This is a genomic window from Allomesorhizobium camelthorni (genome assembly GCF_011045125.1).
In the GTDB taxonomy this organism is placed as follows: domain Bacteria; phylum Pseudomonadota; class Alphaproteobacteria; order Rhizobiales; family Rhizobiaceae; genus Allomesorhizobium; species Allomesorhizobium camelthorni.
This window is the reverse complement of sequence record NZ_JAAKZF010000032.1, coordinates 34,057-52,273: the sequence shown is the minus strand read 5'-3', so window position 1 is coordinate 52,273 and position 18,217 is coordinate 34,057. Positions and strand designations below refer to the sequence as shown.

The following is an 18,217-nucleotide window of genomic DNA, read 5'->3' as shown; positions in this document are numbered from 1 at the left end:
CCGCTCTCCCTCAAAAATGCGTAGCGAGGCTGAACCAGCCGCGCCAGTCGCTCGGATTGGTGACACTGGTCGGTTCAACCAATGTTCTGGAAACCGCCACATCAACACTGAACCGCTCACGTCCGAAACGAAGCCCTAAACCAGCCGAAGTCCCATCGTCAGTGCCGGGGGTGCCGGCCGGCGCGTCGATGTTCCAAATGCGTCCGTAGTCGGCGAAGACGTATGGCTGGAGATAGTCAAGCGCTCCACTAAGCGGCTCCGGTACGCCGAGGTCGTAGCGTAATTCGCCATTTAGAATGAGACAGTGGTCGCCGGTGACGATGGAGGGGTCAAACCCGCGACCAAAACGACGACCGCCATAGCCGCACTCTTGTGACGACAGCAATGGATCGGCCGCTAATTGTCCATAGGCACTGACATAGATACTGAAGCGTTCAGGAAGCGGCTGCTGGCGCGACAAGAACAAGGTGGTTTTGAAGAAATCCACCTTGCCGGGCGTGCGCGAAGCGTTCGGATTGTCGTTCTTGGTGCTACCAAGTCCATCAATGCCTTGGCTGGCACTCCAGATGACCTGATTGATACCACTCCAACGATCCGCAAAGTCATAGGCGAGTTCCGTGCGCAAGATACGCAGGCGATCTTCGCTCGCCAGTCCGGCCGCTGAGAAGCCTTTGGAGTGTTCCAAATCAAAGGCGAGCGTGCCGGTGAGGTTGGTGGAGCGGGTGCGGATAAAGGGATAAGACACCGCTGTCGAGAGATTAAGCCCCTCGGTTTGATAGGCGATGTCTGAGAGAAGCGGCGTGCCGGGATCACCCCAACTGGCATTTCCAGAGAGCGAGAACGTCAGCCCTTCGCTGTTCAATACCTGATCATAGCCGAAGGACAGGTAATGGAGTTCGGGCTGGTTGGAATCGAAGGTCGGCCCGGCCAGGGCGTAGCCAAGATGGAAGCGTTCGTGGAGACCGAACGTATTGTTGAGCCGTCCCGAGATAAGGCCTTGATAGGGACCGCTGGCTTCCGTGCTGTGGTTGTTGGTGGAGAGCGAGGCGTCGTATGGTGTCTGCTCCATCGTCAAGACTAGGGTCGAGGCACCGGGATTTTGCTCCGAGGCTCGGAGATTGGAGCGGAACATCAGTCCCGGCAGGTCATTGGCCAGCAGTAGATACCGCTCCAGTTGTTCCGCCTTGATCGGTCGTTGTTCGGTGATCTTGGTCGCGTAGCCCGTGAAGAGATCGCGGTAGCGGCTCAGACCGTCTGGCCACACCACCTCGTCAATATACCCCTCGACCGCTTGAAGACGGATGACGGCACCATGAGGGTCGAGTTCCTGCGGCGGCACGATAACCCGAGATAGTAGGTATCCTTGCTGACCATAGTGGGCGGTGAGGGTGGCGGCGACCTCGAAAACCTCAAGTAGGGACACTTCCCGCCCTAGCAGCTCCCGCCAGTACGGTTGCAGATCGCCAGCGGAAAAGACGGTGGAGCCTTCAATCTGAATGTCGCGGATGACCAGCGTGATCTTAGCGGCCTCTGCCGCCGGCATGGTGCTTTCCAGACCTTCAATCACTCTCGGTAGAGCCTCCGGCTCGCGCGCTTCCAGGAAGCGCTCTTCCACCCGTCCCGGTTCTGCACCCGGCGGCAGGGTCTGTGCCGCCGCCGACAATGACAAGAAGCCAACCCACACCAACGCCGTGCTGGTGCGCAGAATACCACCTAGATTGTTCACCGATTGTCCCCGCCGAAAAAGCCCTTGCCCACTTATGCCCGAAATTATTCCACTTTCAACCGTTGGGTATACGCTGATTGGTTGCATTTCCAGCCTTGCTACTATTCCACATCCGGCGCTCCCGTCTAATCAGCACTCGGGCAAAATCTTATTCCAATAGGAATATAATGTTTGGAATATCGAAGACCCGGCATTTGGTCAAGTGCTCTCGGTGCGGCAGACGGTTGTTTGGAGTGGGCGGTGCACCTTGGCGACAAGCTTCATCAAGAGCTGTCAGCTCGGCTCCTTGCAAGCGGATTGCCAGCCTTGCTACTATTCCACATCCGGCGCTCCCGTCTAACCGGCACTCGGGCAAAATCTTTGCATTGAGGTTGATCAAGACGAAGGACGCCTTGGTGGGTCAAAGGCGTCCTTCGCTTCGGCGACATGCTCAGACCCCCCCGGGAGATCAACAGGACCAAGCATTTCGCGCGAGCCGTAAAAAGCTGCTTCTTTGGTATCGCCGCTCAGCCGATGCTGGCTGAGCGGAGAGTCTCGCGCACGCAGTCACATACCGCGGTCGCTGAGATGCAACTTTTCATTCCGTTAGAAGCTGCGCTGGAAGCGGAGGAATCCGCCGATCTCGTCGCCATCATCGTCATCGTCGTCGAGGTTGTCGACATACGAGATTTCAGGCGTAATCACGAGGCCCGGAACGAGCGTGTAGTTCACGTTCGCAAGGGCAGCGAAGTTTTCGTCCTCATCATAGGAAAGCTGGACGTTGATCTTGGCCTTTTCCGAAACGGTGAAGGTGCCACCGCCCCAGACAGCATAGTCGCCCGACCAGCTACCGTAGTAGTTCGGACGATCCGCACCCGCGATGCCGAGGAAGTCCTCATCCGCGCCCGACTTGTAGCCGCCCATGATGAAGAGAACGAGCTGTTCGGTCGCATTCACGTCGAGACGTACCTTGCCGGCCCACTCCGACCAGTTGGCGTCGTAACCAGCGACGGCCGAGATGCCGCCCCAGCCCTGCGTCCAGGCAACACCGCCGACCACATGCGGGACATAGCTGTCGAGCGTGAACTCGTTGGCAAGTCCCGAAGCGCCAGACGAACCGTCGCCTTCTTCAAGAGCGATCGCGGCCGAGAAGCCATTGCCGCCGGTGAAGGTGTAGGCGATCTGGTGCGTGCCGAACGGGCCGTAGCTGACAAAATCGTCGTAGAGGACGCCGCCGGCATAGCCGGTGAAGGTCGAGAACAGCGAGTCGGTCTTGCCGATGCGGAAGCCCCCGAGTTCGATATAAGCATGCGGTATGCCGACAGCATCGGATGCATCGGTGATGCCGCCCGGAGCGCTCGTCGTGTACTGGAAGTCGATCGCAGCGTAGGTTCGCAGGGTGCCGAGCTCGGTTTCCGAACGGCTGTCGACGCGCAGTTCGAAGCGGGCACGCTTGTAGTAGGTGTCGTTGAAGTCGTCGACACCGTCCGACAGGTCTTCCTTGTCGGAGACGTCCTGGTGGCCGACGAGGCCGATGCCGATATCGTAACGGAGATAACCGCTGATCTTCAGGCAGGTCTCGGTGCCAGGAATATAGAAGAAGCCCGTGCCGTACGCGTCGCAGACGCGCACATATTCCATAGGCTCCGGTTCAGCTATCACGACCGCATCGGCAGCGCGGGCGCTGGAAACTGCGACGAGAGCCGCAGCTGAGCCGAGAAGAAGGCTCTTGATGTTCATTCTTTATCTCCTTTCAAAGATTTAAAAAGAGGGAAGGACGTCAAAAGGACGAACCCTCCCTATCCCCACGATCGAAAAAGAGGCGCATCGCGCTCTCATTCACAGCCTGACGCTATCAGGCATACTGAATTACTCAAGAACAAAGCTGGCTTATTTTAGCTGTTTTGAATTCTCAGTTGCAGTTATGTCACAACGTACCAGTATTCATTGCACAACTGGCACAGACGATACAAAGTATACAAACTGCACAATTGGTACATTATTTAGCACGCTGACATAACTGCCATGAACGAGCATTAAAAACGCACCACGACTGTATAGCTGGTCGACGCAGTCAATGCATACCGGCGCACCGATCCGTCAGCTGGACGCGATTAGAGAAAAGGCTCGTGCGGCCGATACTACTTCCTCAGTCAAATCTTTTCTGAGCATTTCGATCGGAACGCGATTATTAAGAAGAGGCGATGGGTGGATCAGCCACAGCCACGCCGATCTGGGATTGGAAATTGAGGCGAGCACCTGCCGGATTCCCGGCGCAGGCCTGCCATCGATGAACTGAGCTAGGGGGAACACATACTTGCGAGCGCCTTTTCGCAACGCAATCACATCGTTGTGCCGCTGCCACCGATACAATGTGGAGCGCGGTATCCCAAAGTGTTTTTCCAGATGTGTTGGTCCGGCAATCTGGCCCGCCCAGTCTGCAATTCGCATGTCATCTGTTTGGTGATTGTGCGCTTCTAGAACCACAGAGCCAGGCGTGTCCTCGACTCGAACCATGGACGAAGCCACCTCCCGGGCGTCAACATTCAGGCGTCGTGCTGCTTCGACCGCGAACTTGTAGACGAATTCGAACGCCAAGGCGGTTAATTCGTCAGCAGTATGAAGTCGATGGGTAGCAGCAGTTTCTTCAGCTCCAATACATAGTGAGATTGAACTCCGTCCCCGTACCGCCTCATTGTAGTGTGCCAGAACGCGCTGAAGCTCCTTTATGATCAGGCTCGAAAGCTCGGCATGAAGTTCATTTCCACGATCACTTGACCCGGTCATGTTTGGCCCCCACGGCGTTGGTGCCTGCACAATCCTCGAAAATATAACTGTTTGGAATATATAACAGGCGGATTTTAGTCAACCCGTTGTCGCGACCTAAGGCGAACAACGGATGCGCATCGCGCTCTCATTCACAGCCTGACGCTATCAGGCATACTGGATTACTCAAGAACAAAGCCGGCTTATTTTAGCTGTTTTGAATTCTCCGTTGCAGTTATGTCACAACGTATCAGTATTCATTGCACAAATGGCACAGACGATACAAAGTATACAAACTGCACAACTGGTACATTATTTAGCACGCCGATATAACTTACCATGAACTAGAATTAAAAAACACATCACGACTGTATAGCTGGTTGACGTGGGCAATGCGTGTCGGTGCACCGATCCGTCAGCTGGGCGCTAGAAAGATCACTTGACCCGGTCATGTTTGGCCCCCACGGCGTTGGTGCCTGCACAATCCTCGAAAATATAACTGTTTGGAATATATAACAGGCGGAATTTAGTCAACCCGTTGTCTCGACCTAAGGCGAACAACGGATGCGTACCTCGATCTATTCAAATTTGAACGCTCGTCTCTCTGACGTGATGAAGCAGGCTCGGCTTGACGCTGGCCTGACGCAAGCCGAACTGGCTCGTGCCACCGGTCGCACCCAGGCATACATCTCCAAATTTGAACACGGTCAGCTACGGCTTGATGTCGAGGATTTCATCGCCTTTTGCGATTCGCTGAAAATTCAGCCCTCCGAAGTGATTGATACCCTTAAAGGTAATCAATCAACCAGATCGGGGATTAAAGGGATTTAAGATACGCCCCCTTTCCAAAGAAACGATCGCCAAGTACAGATCGAAAAGCCGGAAGACACGAGGATAGGTAGTTGCGATTCCTTTTTCTCACATACATTTTCGTTATGGCTATGTTATCGCTGGTGACACTCTTTGTAGACCAGTCGCAGGTGGCCGAGCTTGAAGCCAAAGCCAAGGCTGAGCAGGAACAAGTTGAGCGTGAACAGCAAGCCGCCGAGCGTCAGCGACAGCAAGAAGAACTGGCGCGCCGTGAGCAAGAGCGACGAGAGTCGGAAGCCAGAAAGGAACAGCTTCGGCAACAGCAAGAAGAGTTGGTGAGGGAAAAACAAACTCCTGATTATCTAGGAAAAAGACGCCCCAACTCCTTGTCGCCATCAATTCAGACCAAACAACAACCACCCACACTAACCGCCAAACCACCGCAGCCAACCTATACGCCACCACCGGGCTGGAAACTATCCGATGGCAATTGTCTGGGAAGGATAGAGTATATTCCTGAAATTCAGGAATACATCTGCAAGCTAGTGGCTGGTGAAGATACTGTAGACGGCAAGGCTGGTCGTTGGTTGGACTGCCAAGGGACTAATTTCTGGCGTGGGCGCCAGCGTTGTCCACTCGGTCATCAGGTTTTTGTACCGTTTTGATGGTGGTAACTCGTGGCGGTTAGCCCAACAAAGTAATTGGCCTGGCCAGGCCATCACACAATGGACAGGTCAGAATGCGGTTCTGCTGAGCGACCAGCGTTTCAATATCAACAAACAGGAACCGCACCGGCGGAACCCGATAAAGCGGTCCGGTTAAATGCTTTTGGTAAGCCTCTATCATCTGCCGCACTCGTTCACCGGTGGTGGTGACAACCAGTACCTGAAAAGTTGGAATGCCGAAGAGTGCGGTATGCGAACCAGCTAAAAACCCTTGTCCATAGACCACGAGCTTCCGCAACAAGGAGTTGCCACGAAAGAGCTTGTCACCCCTGAGGTTGCGAGCTGATGGCTCGATCGTCTCGGTGCCTCTATCTATCTCAATGAAGAGGTAACGGCTACTTTTCTCCGGTGGAGCATCAATGTAGCGCAACGCACAAAAGCCGTCTGGTATCGTACTCTCTTTTTCGTGCCAGCCGTGCCAGTTGACCCTGGTCGCGAAGATGAGGGGGTGCTGTTGCTTTTTCAGTAGTGCCGGCTTCAGACGCGCGAATATCTGGTCAGGATACTCAAAGGCCATTGTCTTGGCATGACGTTCTACCGCCAGTCGCAATTGCACCATAAAGCGACCCTGCTCCAAAGAGTGCTCAATATGGAGAGACGAAAGTGCGCCGGTAGTGGTGCGCCAGCGGTCGGTGCGGACCGGCAGATTAAAGCGAGCTTTGAGGTGTCGAGCTGCGCCGTTGGCGAGGGTGTAGCAGAGAGGATGACTACCACCACCCAACTTGTGCAAGCGCCGTTGCTGGCGTGGACGGCAGAGATAGCCGGCGTCGGTTAGTTTGCGGAGCCTTCGTCCAAGCCAATCTTCGCTTCGTGTTGGCAGAAGCTGGCGGATGGTATGAGCATCAAGAATGCCATGCCGGTAGAGATCTAGGAAAATGCGTTCGTCGTCCTCGGTAATCTCGACCTTGCCGGCATCTTTGATTTTGAAGTGTGGGGTTCCTCGCCTCACTTGGTCGTGCATTGCAGACACCCGCTACCAAGACCGACCGTCGTCCTCTTTCGAACTGTCAGAAACTTGAATCGGCACAGCGCGCTTCAACTCGACCAACTTAGTGTCCATTATCTGCTTCGCTTGGAGGCGAGGCACGGTGTATGGACTGGCTGTCAGCACTCGTTCTTTAAAGCGCTCCACATCAATCGGATGAATAGCCGGTTTTCGCACGTTGAAAGTAGCAATATCAAAAGTTGCCCGTTCGCTGGCTTTCACCACAGCGTTCTGGGGCGGTACGCTACGCAAACGCTTCACTGCCATATGCCGCACATTGTCGAGACTGTGAACGGAGGTGGTCTGCATTTCCATAATGGGCTCCAGCGCTTCGGACGTGCCGTACGAACTTGACCGTGTGCTAGTGCGAGCGCCACCTTGTGATGCGGTGGTAACTTGACCGCTACCAGAGCTAGAGCTGGTACCGGTGGCAACACCAGCCGTATAGCCTCCTAGCGGAAAGCCGTATTGATCGAAAAGTTGCGAACTGGATTGACTGGCAGACTCTAGCGACGTGTCACTTTCACTCTCGCCCTGGCTCTCAGTCCAACTGTCGGTGTCACCCTCTGACGTTCCTTCACTCCAGTTGTCGAGCCAGGTGCGGCGATAGCCGATGACACCGGGTTTCCGCAGTGCTTCGACCGGTATCTCCAGGTCGTATTCGGTACGGAACAGCTCGTCCGCGATCACCACGGCGTCGGCGTCCGAAAGACCGCCGAACACCACCTTGTTTTGAGTAGCCATCACGCCGGCATAGATAGCGTCACTAGCGTCCCGTAATTGATCGAGCCACTGGTGCGCCAGTACGGCATGAAGCCCGAACTTGCGAGTTTGCGCCAAGAGTTTGGCGATATCATCGGTGAGGAAGCCGGCGCACTCGTCCACGTAGAGATAGAAGGGATTCAGGGCAGCCTGTTCAATGTTACGACGACGGGCGGAGTAGAACAGTTCGCGCACCAAGAGCGCGCCAAAGGCGCGCGCCGGATCGTCACCCATCACCTCGGCGGACAGATTGACCAGTACGACTTCGTTATTGTCCATACACCGGCGGAAGTCGATTGGCTCGTCATACGCCGCAAAGGTCTCACGAAATTCTTCATCGCCCATAATTTCGGAAAGTCGGCGGCGCACACCGGCGAACTCGGAAATGTGCTCGCGTGGCGCTTGTATGCGTTTGAAATTGTACCCGTCCCAAATCTCTTCCAAAATCGGGTTGTTATGGTGACGAGTTAACCGCTCCACAATCCCATACGGATCGGCAGTGCTGGTGAGATAGAAGGCTTCAGAGAGCGAGTAGCCGTGAGAAATGAGGACCGCGAGCACCGCCTGCAAGGTGGTACGAATGGCTGGCGTTGAAGTCGATTCCTCACCACCCCAAACTTGAGCCAAGGCTGTCACCACGTTGTCTCGGCGGTGAATTGGCTTCTCACCCGGATGAACAAAGAGCGGATTAAAGCGAAAGCGCCAATTGGCTTGGCCAGGGTCGAATAGGTGAATGGTGCGGAAGCGGTCGGCCCGAACAGCGGCACACCACTCCACAACGTCATCATACAAAGAGCCGTGCGGATCAATGAGACAGACGCCGTGGCCGGCCAGAATGTCTTCTCGGATGCAGTGTTCCAGAAATTTTGACTTCCCCTGTCCCGAACCACCGACAACATGCAAATGATATGAACGTCGCTTAGCGTCTAAATAGACCTTGCGCTTGTCTGCGGTGCCGATGGGGATACGGCGGGCGGGCATCGGCTACCCCCGGCTTTCATCACGCTTAGCTGCTTCCGTGCGAAGCAGGCGAATCCGTTCCCGGTCATCATCGGTGAGTTTGTCTTCTCCACCCTTGTCCTTGATGAACTTAGTTATCACAGCCTCGGCTTTTCTCTGATTCGGTCCAGTCGCTCCCGTCCGCAAAATTTCCTCGGCGAAATCCTCGAAGTCGGGTTTCTTTTTAGGTTGTGTTGGTGGAGGGTCTTTTGGTGGATTGTTGATATTTTCAATATCACGCTTGATTTCTGCTACTTCTCGGGCATTCCGCCCTAACTGCAATTTGTTACGCTCCTCTGCTAGCTCTGTCGAGTACCTGACATCTACCTGCGATTCATTGTATTCACCGCGCGTCTTATTGGCCTCCGTCTTCTTCTTCAACGTCTCAATCTGCCTGTCCACTTCTTTGCCCTCGACTGTCTCACGAAGTCGTTCCAGCTTGGAAGTAACCAATGTTGGAATAAGATTGCTTATCGTTATTTTTGTCGACGATACTGTGGTGTCTGGAGATACAGAAGAATAGCGATCCAGCGTTGCATCCAATTCCTTAGAGTCGTCTTCATGTTCATGGCTCATAGATTTATTTCCAGATTGACGTATGCTGTTTGTTGTCGACCAAACCGAAAAAAGAGAAAGAAATTGCCAACCTTCTGGCAACTTACTCAGATCAAACCTTAGAACACTCAAACACACAGTCAACACGCTGACGACACAAAAGAATAAGAGTGACATAAGCCCTAATCTGCCAACCCAACCCTCGCTCCAGCCAATTGAATAATTGTACGAGAAGACACAAACAACAATTGGTATCCAGGCAACCAAGGAGATCAGGACAACAGCCATCACAGTCAAATAGCCTAAGGTATTGAAAAAATTGAAAAATGTGCTATTATTATAGACAGACATAACCCCCTCCTATGCGCCAACAGCGGCTGGAAAGCATTCAAGCCGCGGTGTACGCATAGGAGAATAAGATGGAATCTTTGCTCTATCCAGTAGGTTATGGGTTAATGCTCATTGTTGGGATTTTGTGGGTTTGCCTAGTGGTTTGCGGTATCCGTAAGTTAATTCAAATGGTGACCGCACCAAATGTCACACATTCCACCACTGGCAATCGGAGCGGTGACAATCGTCGCTCGACATATCGAAATCCATACATTGATCCGACCGAACTTCGATTTCGACCACACCTGAACAATCCGCAGGTGGCTCGGCGCATCGAAGAATGTGCCGGCAACCTCCATAACTCTCGTCAAAATCTGGCGAAGGAACTCGGACGGAAAGCACTCACCAGTGAGCGTGTCGAACACGGTCACAACTCTGAATTTCTTCGGTCATGGAAAGCGGTATGCGAGGTGGTACGCGCCAAGTACGGCGAGGAAATCGTCCGCATCGCTTTGGAGATTACTGGCTACCGAGAGCCTTCCCATTTCGATATAGAGTACGGTCACCTCTGGTGACGCACCTCAATTCAGTCGACCACTCCTGTGGTCGACTTTTTCTTTGTCGGGCAAAGGAATTAGCAAAACCTGCCTTTCTCCAAAGGCAGGAATGAGGCGGAGCGAAGCTCCGCCAATTAGCCATCGGAAACCTTTGTTTCCGTTTTTTTTGTTTCCGCCAACGGCGGAATCGGAGGGCGGTTCACCGCCCCTTTTGCGATTGTCAAAGAGCGTGCCGTTCACGGCACTAACGTTCCCCCGTGTTGTCGGAAGCCGACGAAGCAGCCCAGCCCTAGTTTTGCCACCCCACAACGTCACGAATTTCCTAAAACAGTACGATGGCAAAACTGGAGCTGGGCGTGGCGAAGTCGAGCGCCCGACCCCGAACATTCTGGCGCAGGACGCACACCACTATGAATATCAGGGTGCGGACAAGCCCGAGCAAGGGAACGCTCTCTCACTTAGTGCTAGCAGTGAGAGAGCGTTTCTTTGTGAAGCCCGACCCAAAACTCGTGGTCTTCTTGAAGCCACAGAGTTTTGCGGAGGGAGAAGGTTCGGGGTCGGGCGCAGCCCGACAACACGGGGGAACAAATTTCTTTTTCTATTTCAGGCGGATACGCCTGAAATAACGATATCCAGACCCTCCATTTCTAGAAATGGAGGGTCAAACGTAGGGGCAAATTTCATCTAACCGACTGATCTAATTAGAGGATTGGATGATTTCCAGATTCGAGGGTGTGAAGCAGGCAATCGGAGCTGAATCAGCCCGAATAACGCCCTTTTCGCCCTCAATCTCTTGCACAAACACTTGCACAAAAAATTAGAGTATGCCAAATAAGCACGGTACAACAAGTCGATAGGAAGAGGTAATTCGGACTGAAAATCCGCGTGTCGGTGGTTCGAATCCGCCTCTGGGCACCATTTCCCCTTCTCTCTACATTCCCTTCCGCCAAGCCTCCTACGCTGAAGCCCGCGTAATTAGCTGTTATTCCATCGCTTTTGGAAGTGCCCATCGAATTTCAGCGTGTTTCGGGACAGGTCGTCGCGTTTGGTCCAACGGCGCGAACTGTTGGTATTTTTGTTGGTATCTGCCACCCTGTTGGTATCGAAGGTTACGAACAGGAGCATTGGACGATGCCGCTCTCTGACGTGAAATGTCGGAATGCCCGGCCGGGATCAAAACTTCAGAAGCTCTCTGACGGAGGTGGTCTCCAGCTATGGGTACAACCGGCCGGCTCAAGGTTGTGGCGCTTGGCCTACCGTTTCGGAGGGAAACAAAAGCTCCTGGCTTTGGGGACGTATCCGCTTGTTTCGCTAGCAGATGCCCGGGAGGCGAGAGACGAAGCCAAGCGGCGGCTGATGGCGGGGATAGATCCCGCCCGTGAGAAGCAGGACAGCAAGGACGACAGTCGCGACAATTTCCGCGTTATATCCGAGGAATTCGTCGCCAAGCTGGAAAAGGAAGGCCGCGCCGACAGGACGATTACCAAGACGAAGTGGCTGCTTTCCTTCGCCTATCCGGGGTTGGGCGACCAGTCGATCAGGAAAATCGATGCGGCAGCCATTCTCAAAGTACTTCGGGAAGTGGAGGTTCGCGGCCGGTATGAATCGGCTCGTCGGCTTCGCTCAACAATCGGAAGCGTATTCCGCTACGCCATTGCCACGGCCCGGGCCGAAACGGATCCCACCTCAGCACTCAAGGACGCCCTTATCAGGCCGACCGTCACGCCACGGGCGGCAATAACCGCCCCAAAGCGGCTAGGAGCGCTTTTGCGTGCAATTGATTCGTTCGATGGGCAACCGACTACCCGGGCTGCGTTGAAGCTGATGGCACTCATGTTTCCTCGTCCGGGAGAGTTGCGCGCAGCGGCTTGGGCCGAGTTCGATTTCGACAACGCGGTCTGGACCATACCTGAGGCCCGCGCAAAGATGCGGCGACCGCATAGCGTTCCGTTGTCGGCTCAGGCCCTCGCGATCCTTGATCAGCTGCGGGAGATTTCTGGTCACGGGTCGCTCCTGTTTCCCAGCGTTCGAACGACGAAGCGCCCGATTTCAGATAACACGCTCAATGCGGCCTTGCGGCGTCTCGGCTACAGCAAAGACGAGGCTACGGCCCATGGTTTCCGGGCGACTGCGTCCAGCTTACTCAACGAAAGCGGCAAGTGGCATCCCGATGCTATCGAACGCCAACTCGCTCACGTGGAAGGCAACAATGTTAGGAGAGCCTACGCCCGTGGCGAACATTGGGATGAACGCGTCAAAATGATGCAGTGGTGGGCCGACCATTTGGACGAGTTGCGGCTGTTACATCATGATCATCGATACGCCACTCGTGATGCTCAATATATGTAGACATTATAAGCGACACTACTTTGCGCTCGTGTCACGCCAGTCACCAATGGGTCCCATTCCCGCCATGGCCGATCCCGAACCCTGTCCGGTCGTTCGACGCTCTCCTCGATGCATTGAGCGATGGCGGGTGCCGGTTACAACTCCTTCGCGTGCTCCTTTACGGCCAAATCAAGCGCTTGGCTCAGAGGCACCGCCTTGGAGAATAGGAAGCCCTGAGCGGTTCTGCAGCCCAGCTTGCGCAGCGCTTGCCGATCCGCCTCTGTTTCGACACCCTCGGCCATGACCTCTATTCCGAGCGTCCTACCAAGATCGATCACCGATTTGACAAGCAGTCGATCTTCCCGGGACTTGGCTAAGCCGCGAACGAAGCCCTGGTCTATTTTCACCTTGCCTATCCGACTGTCCTTGAGCGATGCCAACGTGGAAAAGCCGGTGCCGAAGTCATCGAGGGCGATGGAAATGCCGGCATGTGAAAGGCGTCCGAGCTTTTCATCCACTCTGTCCGGGTCCACTGGCGATTCTTCGGTAATCTCGATTTCGAACATCGTTGCAGGGAGGCCTTTTGCCGCCAGACCGTTCAGAATCATATCGTCGATATCGCCGGCTTCCAATTCGCGCGGTGAAACATTCATCGCCACACGAATATTGCGACAGTCAGCCTTCATCAAGCCGTCGATGAGAGCGCAACAGTCGGCGAATACCGTTTGGGTTAGCAGCTGAAGCATTCCGGTTTCGCGGGCGGCTGTCATGATTTCGGGTGGAGAGATGGCACCATGAATCGGATGGGACCACCTTAGCAAGGCTTCAAAACCGACCACGGCTTCGGTGTCGAGTCTCACGATGGGCTGGAACCATGGGCCCAAGCTTCTTGTCTCTATCGCCGAATGGAGGTCGCGTTCGATGGACTGGCGGCGTTGTAGTTCCCTGTCGAGTTCGGCGTCGAACACGCAAAATTCGTTCCTGCCACGACGCTTAGCCGTGTAAAGGGCGACATCCGCTCGCCGCAACATTTCCGTCAGCCCCGGCCTTTCAGCCAGGTATATTCCTATGGATGCACCGATCCGGACGGATGCGACCTTGGGATAAGGGCTGGCAATTTTGGCTATGATATTCGATGCGAGGTTACTGGGAGAAAGCGAATCCCTCAGTGAGGGAAAAAACAGCACGAACTCATCGCCGCCGATGCGGGCGAGCGTTGAGCCTTCCGGCGCTTCCTCCTCTATCCTGCGGGCGATCATGGCGAGCAGTTCATCCCCGGTCCTGTGACCGTAGGTATCGTTGACAGATTTGAAGCCGTCTAGATCAATCAACATTGCCACGAAAGGGCCGTCTGTGTTCTCGAGCTGATCGATTGCGTATTCGAGGCCCCGCCTGTTGAGAAGGCCCGTCAGGTGGTCCTCCCTGGAATTGCGCTCCATTTCCGCCGCAAGCCGCTCCGCCTCATGTCGCAGGCGGCTCGCTTCGCGGAAGCGCGCTTGTCCAACAGACGAGCTTCGAACCAAGCCGCCCATGAAGAGCAGAACGGCAAAAGCCAGAATGTACCCTTCAAAGTTGCCATTAGCCGACAAGCACCCCACCGTGATGAGGAGCGGCGGTGTGATGAAGTTGGTCGCTGCCGCGGCATATGAACTGCCATATGTAACCGCACCAGCTGAAATGCCCGCCAGAATAATCAGATGCAGCGGCGCTTGGGGTGTTGTGTATCCGACAGTAAGGACGGCAAGAAAGGACCAGGCAAACCCTGCCAGAAGAGCAAGGATGCCAAACCAGCGAAGCCGCTGCGAAATCTCCGTTAAATCGTCCTGGCGCCCCGTCTCCTTTAGCTGATAACGGGCGAGTCCGAGGCGGGCGGCATTTATCGCAATGACGACCAAGAACCAGACTGCGGCGGCAAAGCCGCCGTCAGAAAGGGCCTGCACCGTCAAAATTAGGCCTGACAGGATAGTGCTTATCGGCATTGACACGAAGAGACCGGCCCTCAGGTCAGCAAGCTGATCCTGAAGGATTCTGGCCTCCAGCGCGTCTTCTTTCTTTAGGGCCATAGTCCGGTCAGCTTGCTTCCCATGCTTCTTCGCAGCGCAACTCTATGCAAGCCCACTGAAGGACGGGTTAACTATTCAACGGGGAGTGGCACGACGTCGACGTGACTTAGGTCTCCGATCTAGGACGGTTGACAGGTGCCGAGCAGTTGCCATTTCAACTGCAAGCATCTCCAAGGCGTCCGTGGACATCAGCGATCCCAAGTTCTGACGCACTTCATCGATTAGCCACATGATGGACACGGGAATTGTCTTGGAGTGCCCCTCGAGAAGGTGGTCGATCGCCACCACGACTTCGGCGTTTATCTCACTCGACAGGGTGCGCATCAGTTCGTCGAAGCAAACGAGCGATCAGAGACCAGTAGCCCGTCCTGAGACCGCAGATTGCCTCGATTAACGAGTTCCGAGACGGCAGCAGAGATCACGGATCTCAACTGAGCACTTGTGGCTTTGAACCCAAGCATTCGGGCTACCCTTGTGGCAATCTCGTCTTCGGTCGCTCCAAGATTGGACTTCACAATCTCGATGACGCCATCGGCGATCTCCTCTTGGGCGATCGTTTCCGGTTTCCGCAAGCCCGGAGATATCACCTGACTTCGATTTCGCAGGGAGATCGTTGCGCCTGGTTTGAAGCAAAACTGTCCGCGTCGGACCAGGGCGCCGCGACTCTCAGCCACGATCAGTCCTCGCTCAACAGCATCCTGAATCCTTCCACCCGCGCGCTGCAGTCCCCAGGCGTCGCGGATTCGAGAGACCACTTCATCAAGATGGATTGGCGCTTCCGTCGCTACTACCTGTTCGACGAGCCCGGCCATCAAGCCAGTTGGCGTTTCATGGAGCTCAAAGGGTCCGGGCCGCTTCAGCTCAGTTTCCACGTAAGTTCGATGCGGATCCTCAACTTCCGATGCGTCCGCCAAACCGATCTCCGTCACGTCACCACGGTCGACGGTGACGACCTCAACCGGCACCGCCCGCTGCCTTTGGAAGCCTAGCTCGGCCCGTGCGTCGAGTTCTTTCCTCGCGGCTTCGATGGCAGCTACAGTCCTCTCAAGCTGCTCGCGCGGGCGCTGGAACCAGTCAGGGCTCCAGATGCGGTGGATGATCCAGCCATGATCCTCGAGAACGGCCTGCCTAAGACGGTCGCGGTCCCTGGCCGAGCGTGAAGAGTGGTATCCTATGCCATCGCATTCGATACCGAGTATGTATCGGCCGGGCCGCTCCGGATCGGCAATTGCTAGGTCTATAAAGAAGCCTGCGATTCCGACTTGGGCATGAACTTGGTAGCCTTTCTCGATCAGGGCGTTGGCGACTTGCTCCTCGAAGATTGAGTCCATCTCCCTGGCCGTGGTCACGGCAAGCGAAAGCCTCCCCGTCCTCGCGTAGTGCAGGAATAGCTTAAAGGCGAATACGCCCTTACCTTTGCCTCGTTCCAGGTCGATGTCCTCGTCCGTGATCGAGGCGAAGACCTCGCAGCGGCGCTTGGCTCGGCTTATGAGGACGTTCAGCCGGCGCTCGCCGCCCTCTGCACCGAGGGGTCCAAAGCGCATGGCCATGTAGCCCTGAGCATTCTTTGCGTAGCCTACCGAGATCATGATGACGTCGCGTTCGTCGCCCTGAACGTTCTCCAGGTTCTTCACGAAGAACGGCTCGCTAGGATGGGCGTGGAAGAACTCTTCGGACTCGGGGTTCAGTCGGCGCAAGGCCTCGAGCTCGTCCTGGATCGCGCGGCGCTGGCTGACTGAGAAGGTCGCGACGCCAAGGGACTCATGCGGATTCGCTTTCGCGTGGCGGATGATCGCCTCGGCCACGGTTCGGGCCTCCACAGGATTAGTGCCAATCCCGCCCGAGTTGAAGACCCCGTCCGGCACATGTTGGAACCGCAAGCCCATCCCGGCCTCCTGCGTGTAGGGGCTGGGCACAATGAAGAGCCGGTTCTCGTAGAATTGGCTGTTCGAGACAGCGATCAAGGACTGGTGGCGGCTCCGGTAGTGCCAGCGCAGCATCCGCTGCGGCAAGCCCCGCGCCGTGAACAGGCCAAGGATGCTCTCGATATCGGCGACCTGCGCGCCTTCCCCGTCCTCATCCTCGGACTGGGAGCCTGTCATCTTCGCGAAGAAGGTGGTAGGAGGCAGCTGGCGTTCGTCACCGACGACGACGACCTGCTTGGCCCGGGCAATCGCGCCGAGTGCGTCGACTGGCTGGATCTGGGAAGCCTCGTCCATCACCAGCAGGTCGAAAGACATCCTCCCAGGCGACAGGAACTGCGCCACGGAGAGCGGACTCATCATGAATACCGGCTTAAGCGCCTGGATCGCAGGCCCTGCCCTCTGCATCAGCTGCCGGATCGGCATGTGGCCGCGCTTGCGCGCCATCTCCGAGCGCAGTAGCCCGACCGGTCCAGCGCCGCCGTCCCGCGGAGGAATCCTGCGATGATGAGCGGTGACCACCTCAATTGCAGCAGCCTTGATCCGCTCCCGGTCAAGATCCGCGAAGTGGCGCACAGCTCTGGAGTGCAGTTCTCCGTCGAACCTCGCCAGCTCCGGCTCCTCCGTCGCCATCGCCGTGAGAATCCTTTCGTAATAGGCCATTTCGAATATCGAGCGCGCGGCTCCGGTGGCCACTCTGCCTTCGGCGAGGGCGTGTACCAACTCTGCGAGCCCTGCTTTTTGCGCGCTGTCGGATCGCTCCTGGTAAGCAACCCATTTCGACAGCTGTTCCTGGTGTTCAAGCCAGGAGCCTAGCCTGGCAAGGGCCTCGGGCATCTCGATCTCAGAGAAGTTCTGCGCTCCGAACAGCGAAACCGCGTCGGCCTTCAGGTCTCCCGCAAGCGCCGCAAATTCACCGGCTACTCCCTGTGCCGCTTCGTGCGCCGAATGCGCCAAGGCCGCGATCTCCACTCGTCCTGGCAATCGCGCAGCGAGATGTCGTAGCTCGCCATTCTGCCGGACCCACAGCTCGCCATCCGCTAGCGCGGTCCAGTCAGACATGCGCCCGGCCCATGCCGAGCCGAATGCGGACTCCCCGAGAGCGTGGGCGGCGTCGATTGCCCCGGCAAGCTCCTGCAGCCGCCCCAGCCGCCGGACGAGCTCCAAGCGGTCTCCAATCAGATCCGGAGGCGAAGTCAGGGCTTCCCGCGAGAGTTCATCTGCCCGAGTTACGGCTTTCGCTTTGGTCTCCAGCAGGTGGAGCGCGGCGCGCTCGACTGAAGCAACGTCGCCAAGCACGGACGACGCGAGATGCCCGAGATCGCTCCAGAAGCCTTCGATGATAGGTCTGCCGATTTCGATGATCTTGCGGACCCGCTCTGCGCGGGCGCCAGCCTCGGAACGCTCCGCCAACCGCCCAGCGATGAGCCGAGGTTCCGCGCCCAACCCCCTCAGCGTTCCCATCCACTCCACCAATGCCAGCAGCGGCGCGGAAGGCGACCGATCGCCACGCCAGTCAGCCCCAAAGGCCGATTGGCCAAAGGTGTCGCCTTCACGAATCCTTGCAGCGGCCGCTTGTCCCTTCATCAGGACGTCAAGCAGCCGGATCAGGTCCGCCGGAGGAATATCGGGATTAACGATGATGGACCGCGTGAGCGCTTTCGCTCGACGGTAGTCGCTGTTCAGGGCCCTCAGGATTCCCGTGTGGGT

At 56.1% G+C, this 18,217-nt stretch carries 12 protein-coding genes and 1 tRNA gene; 5 read left to right on the top strand and 8 right to left on the bottom strand.

Features of this window, described 5'->3' with window-relative positions:
• Positions 1-10: 10 nt before the first annotated feature.
• The 3 genes from G6N73_RS20335 to G6N73_RS20325 form a co-directional block, all read right to left on the bottom strand.
• Positions 11-1,726: a ShlB/FhaC/HecB family hemolysin secretion/activation protein gene (locus G6N73_RS20335; RefSeq protein ID WP_165030892.1), complete on the bottom strand. Its 1,716-nt coding sequence runs from the start codon at positions 1,724-1,726 to the stop codon at positions 11-13.
• 585 nt (positions 1,727-2,311) lie between these two features.
• Positions 2,312-3,445: a porin gene (locus G6N73_RS20330; protein WP_165030890.1), complete on the bottom strand. Its 1,134-nt coding sequence runs from the start codon at positions 3,443-3,445 to the stop codon at positions 2,312-2,314.
• A gap of 360 nt (positions 3,446-3,805) precedes the next feature.
• Positions 3,806-4,492 (bottom strand): antitoxin Xre/MbcA/ParS-like domain-containing protein, encoded by a 687-nt coding sequence (locus tag G6N73_RS20325; RefSeq protein WP_165030888.1) that lies wholly within the window; start codon positions 4,490-4,492, stop codon positions 3,806-3,808.
• Between the two features lie 543 nt (positions 4,493-5,035).
• Here G6N73_RS20325 and G6N73_RS20320 point away from each other — a divergent pair.
• Both G6N73_RS20320 and G6N73_RS20315 read left to right on the top strand, forming a co-directional pair.
• Positions 5,036-5,302, top strand: a complete 267-nt coding sequence (locus tag G6N73_RS20320; RefSeq protein ID WP_165030886.1) for a helix-turn-helix domain-containing protein — start codon at positions 5,036-5,038, stop codon at positions 5,300-5,302.
• Positions 5,303-5,373: 71 nt separating this feature from the next.
• Positions 5,374-5,946, top strand: coding sequence for a hypothetical protein (locus G6N73_RS20315; protein ID WP_165030884.1), 573 nt, complete (start codon positions 5,374-5,376; stop codon positions 5,944-5,946).
• Between the two features lie 19 nt (positions 5,947-5,965).
• Here the strand turns inward: G6N73_RS20315 and G6N73_RS20310 are convergent, their stop codons facing one another.
• The 3 genes from G6N73_RS20310 to G6N73_RS20300 are packed head-to-tail and all read right to left on the bottom strand — an operon-like array spanning position 5,966 to position 9,658.
• Positions 5,966-6,967 (bottom strand): replication-relaxation family protein, encoded by a 1,002-nt coding sequence (locus G6N73_RS20310; RefSeq protein WP_165030882.1) that lies wholly within the window; start codon positions 6,965-6,967, stop codon positions 5,966-5,968.
• A 12-nt stretch (positions 6,968-6,979) separates the two neighbouring features.
• Complete coding sequence (locus G6N73_RS20305; RefSeq protein ID WP_165030880.1) at positions 6,980-8,734, bottom strand: type IV secretory system conjugative DNA transfer family protein; 1,755 nt, start codon at positions 8,732-8,734, stop codon at positions 6,980-6,982.
• A gap of 3 nt (positions 8,735-8,737) precedes the next feature.
• Positions 8,738-9,658, bottom strand: coding sequence for a hypothetical protein (locus tag G6N73_RS20300; RefSeq protein WP_165030878.1), 921 nt, complete (start codon positions 9,656-9,658; stop codon positions 8,738-8,740).
• Positions 9,659-9,726: 68 nt separating this feature from the next.
• Between G6N73_RS20300 and G6N73_RS20295 the strand changes: the two genes are divergently transcribed.
• The 3 genes from G6N73_RS20295 (at position 9,727) to G6N73_RS20285 (ending at position 12,543) form a co-directional block, all read left to right on the top strand.
• Entirely contained in the window at positions 9,727-10,212 is a 486-nt protein-coding gene (locus G6N73_RS20295) for a hypothetical protein (protein ID WP_165030876.1), read from the top strand.
• A gap of 835 nt (positions 10,213-11,047) precedes the next feature.
• Positions 11,048-11,112 (top strand) — tRNA-OTHER (locus G6N73_RS20290).
• A gap of 213 nt (positions 11,113-11,325) precedes the next feature.
• On the top strand, positions 11,326-12,543 hold the full coding sequence (locus G6N73_RS20285; protein ID WP_165030923.1) for a tyrosine-type recombinase/integrase: 1,218 nt from the start codon (positions 11,326-11,328) through the stop codon (positions 12,541-12,543).
• A gap of 134 nt (positions 12,544-12,677) precedes the next feature.
• On the opposite strand, the gene G6N73_RS20280 is transcribed toward G6N73_RS20285, so the two are convergent.
• Entirely contained in the window at positions 12,678-14,585 is a 1,908-nt protein-coding gene (locus tag G6N73_RS20280) for a putative bifunctional diguanylate cyclase/phosphodiesterase (RefSeq protein ID WP_165030874.1), read from the bottom strand.
• A 323-nt stretch (positions 14,586-14,908) separates the two neighbouring features.
• Positions 14,909-17,464: a DUF3320 domain-containing protein gene (locus G6N73_RS20275; protein WP_246252298.1), complete on the bottom strand. Its 2,556-nt coding sequence runs from the start codon at positions 17,462-17,464 to the stop codon at positions 14,909-14,911.
• Between the last annotated feature and the right edge of the window lie 753 nt (positions 17,465-18,217).

Excerpts from the sequence above, each read along its gene's own strand:
- G6N73_RS20305 (WP_165030880.1), bottom strand. The coding sequence starts at position 8,734 with ATGCCCGCCCGCCGTATCCCCATCGGCACCGCAGACAAGCGCAAGGTC.
- G6N73_RS20300 (WP_165030878.1), bottom strand. The coding sequence starts at position 9,658 with ATGTCTGTCTATAATAATAGCACATTTTTCAATTTTTTCAATACCTTA.
- G6N73_RS20280 (WP_165030874.1), bottom strand. The coding sequence starts at position 14,585 with ATGGCCCTAAAGAAAGAAGACGCGCTGGAGGCCAGAATCCTTCAGGAT.
- G6N73_RS20295 (WP_165030876.1), top strand. The coding sequence starts at position 9,727 with ATGGAATCTTTGCTCTATCCAGTAGGTTATGGGTTAATGCTCATTGTT.
- G6N73_RS20320 (WP_165030886.1), top strand. The coding sequence starts at position 5,036 with ATGCGTACCTCGATCTATTCAAATTTGAACGCTCGTCTCTCTGACGTG.
- G6N73_RS20310 (WP_165030882.1), bottom strand. The coding sequence starts at position 6,967 with ATGCACGACCAAGTGAGGCGAGGAACCCCACACTTCAAAATCAAAGAT.
- G6N73_RS20325 (WP_165030888.1), bottom strand. The coding sequence starts at position 4,492 with ATGACCGGGTCAAGTGATCGTGGAAATGAACTTCATGCCGAGCTTTCG.
- G6N73_RS20330 (WP_165030890.1), bottom strand. The coding sequence starts at position 3,445 with ATGAACATCAAGAGCCTTCTTCTCGGCTCAGCTGCGGCTCTCGTCGCA.
- G6N73_RS20285 (WP_165030923.1), top strand. The coding sequence starts at position 11,326 with ATGCCGCTCTCTGACGTGAAATGTCGGAATGCCCGGCCGGGATCAAAA.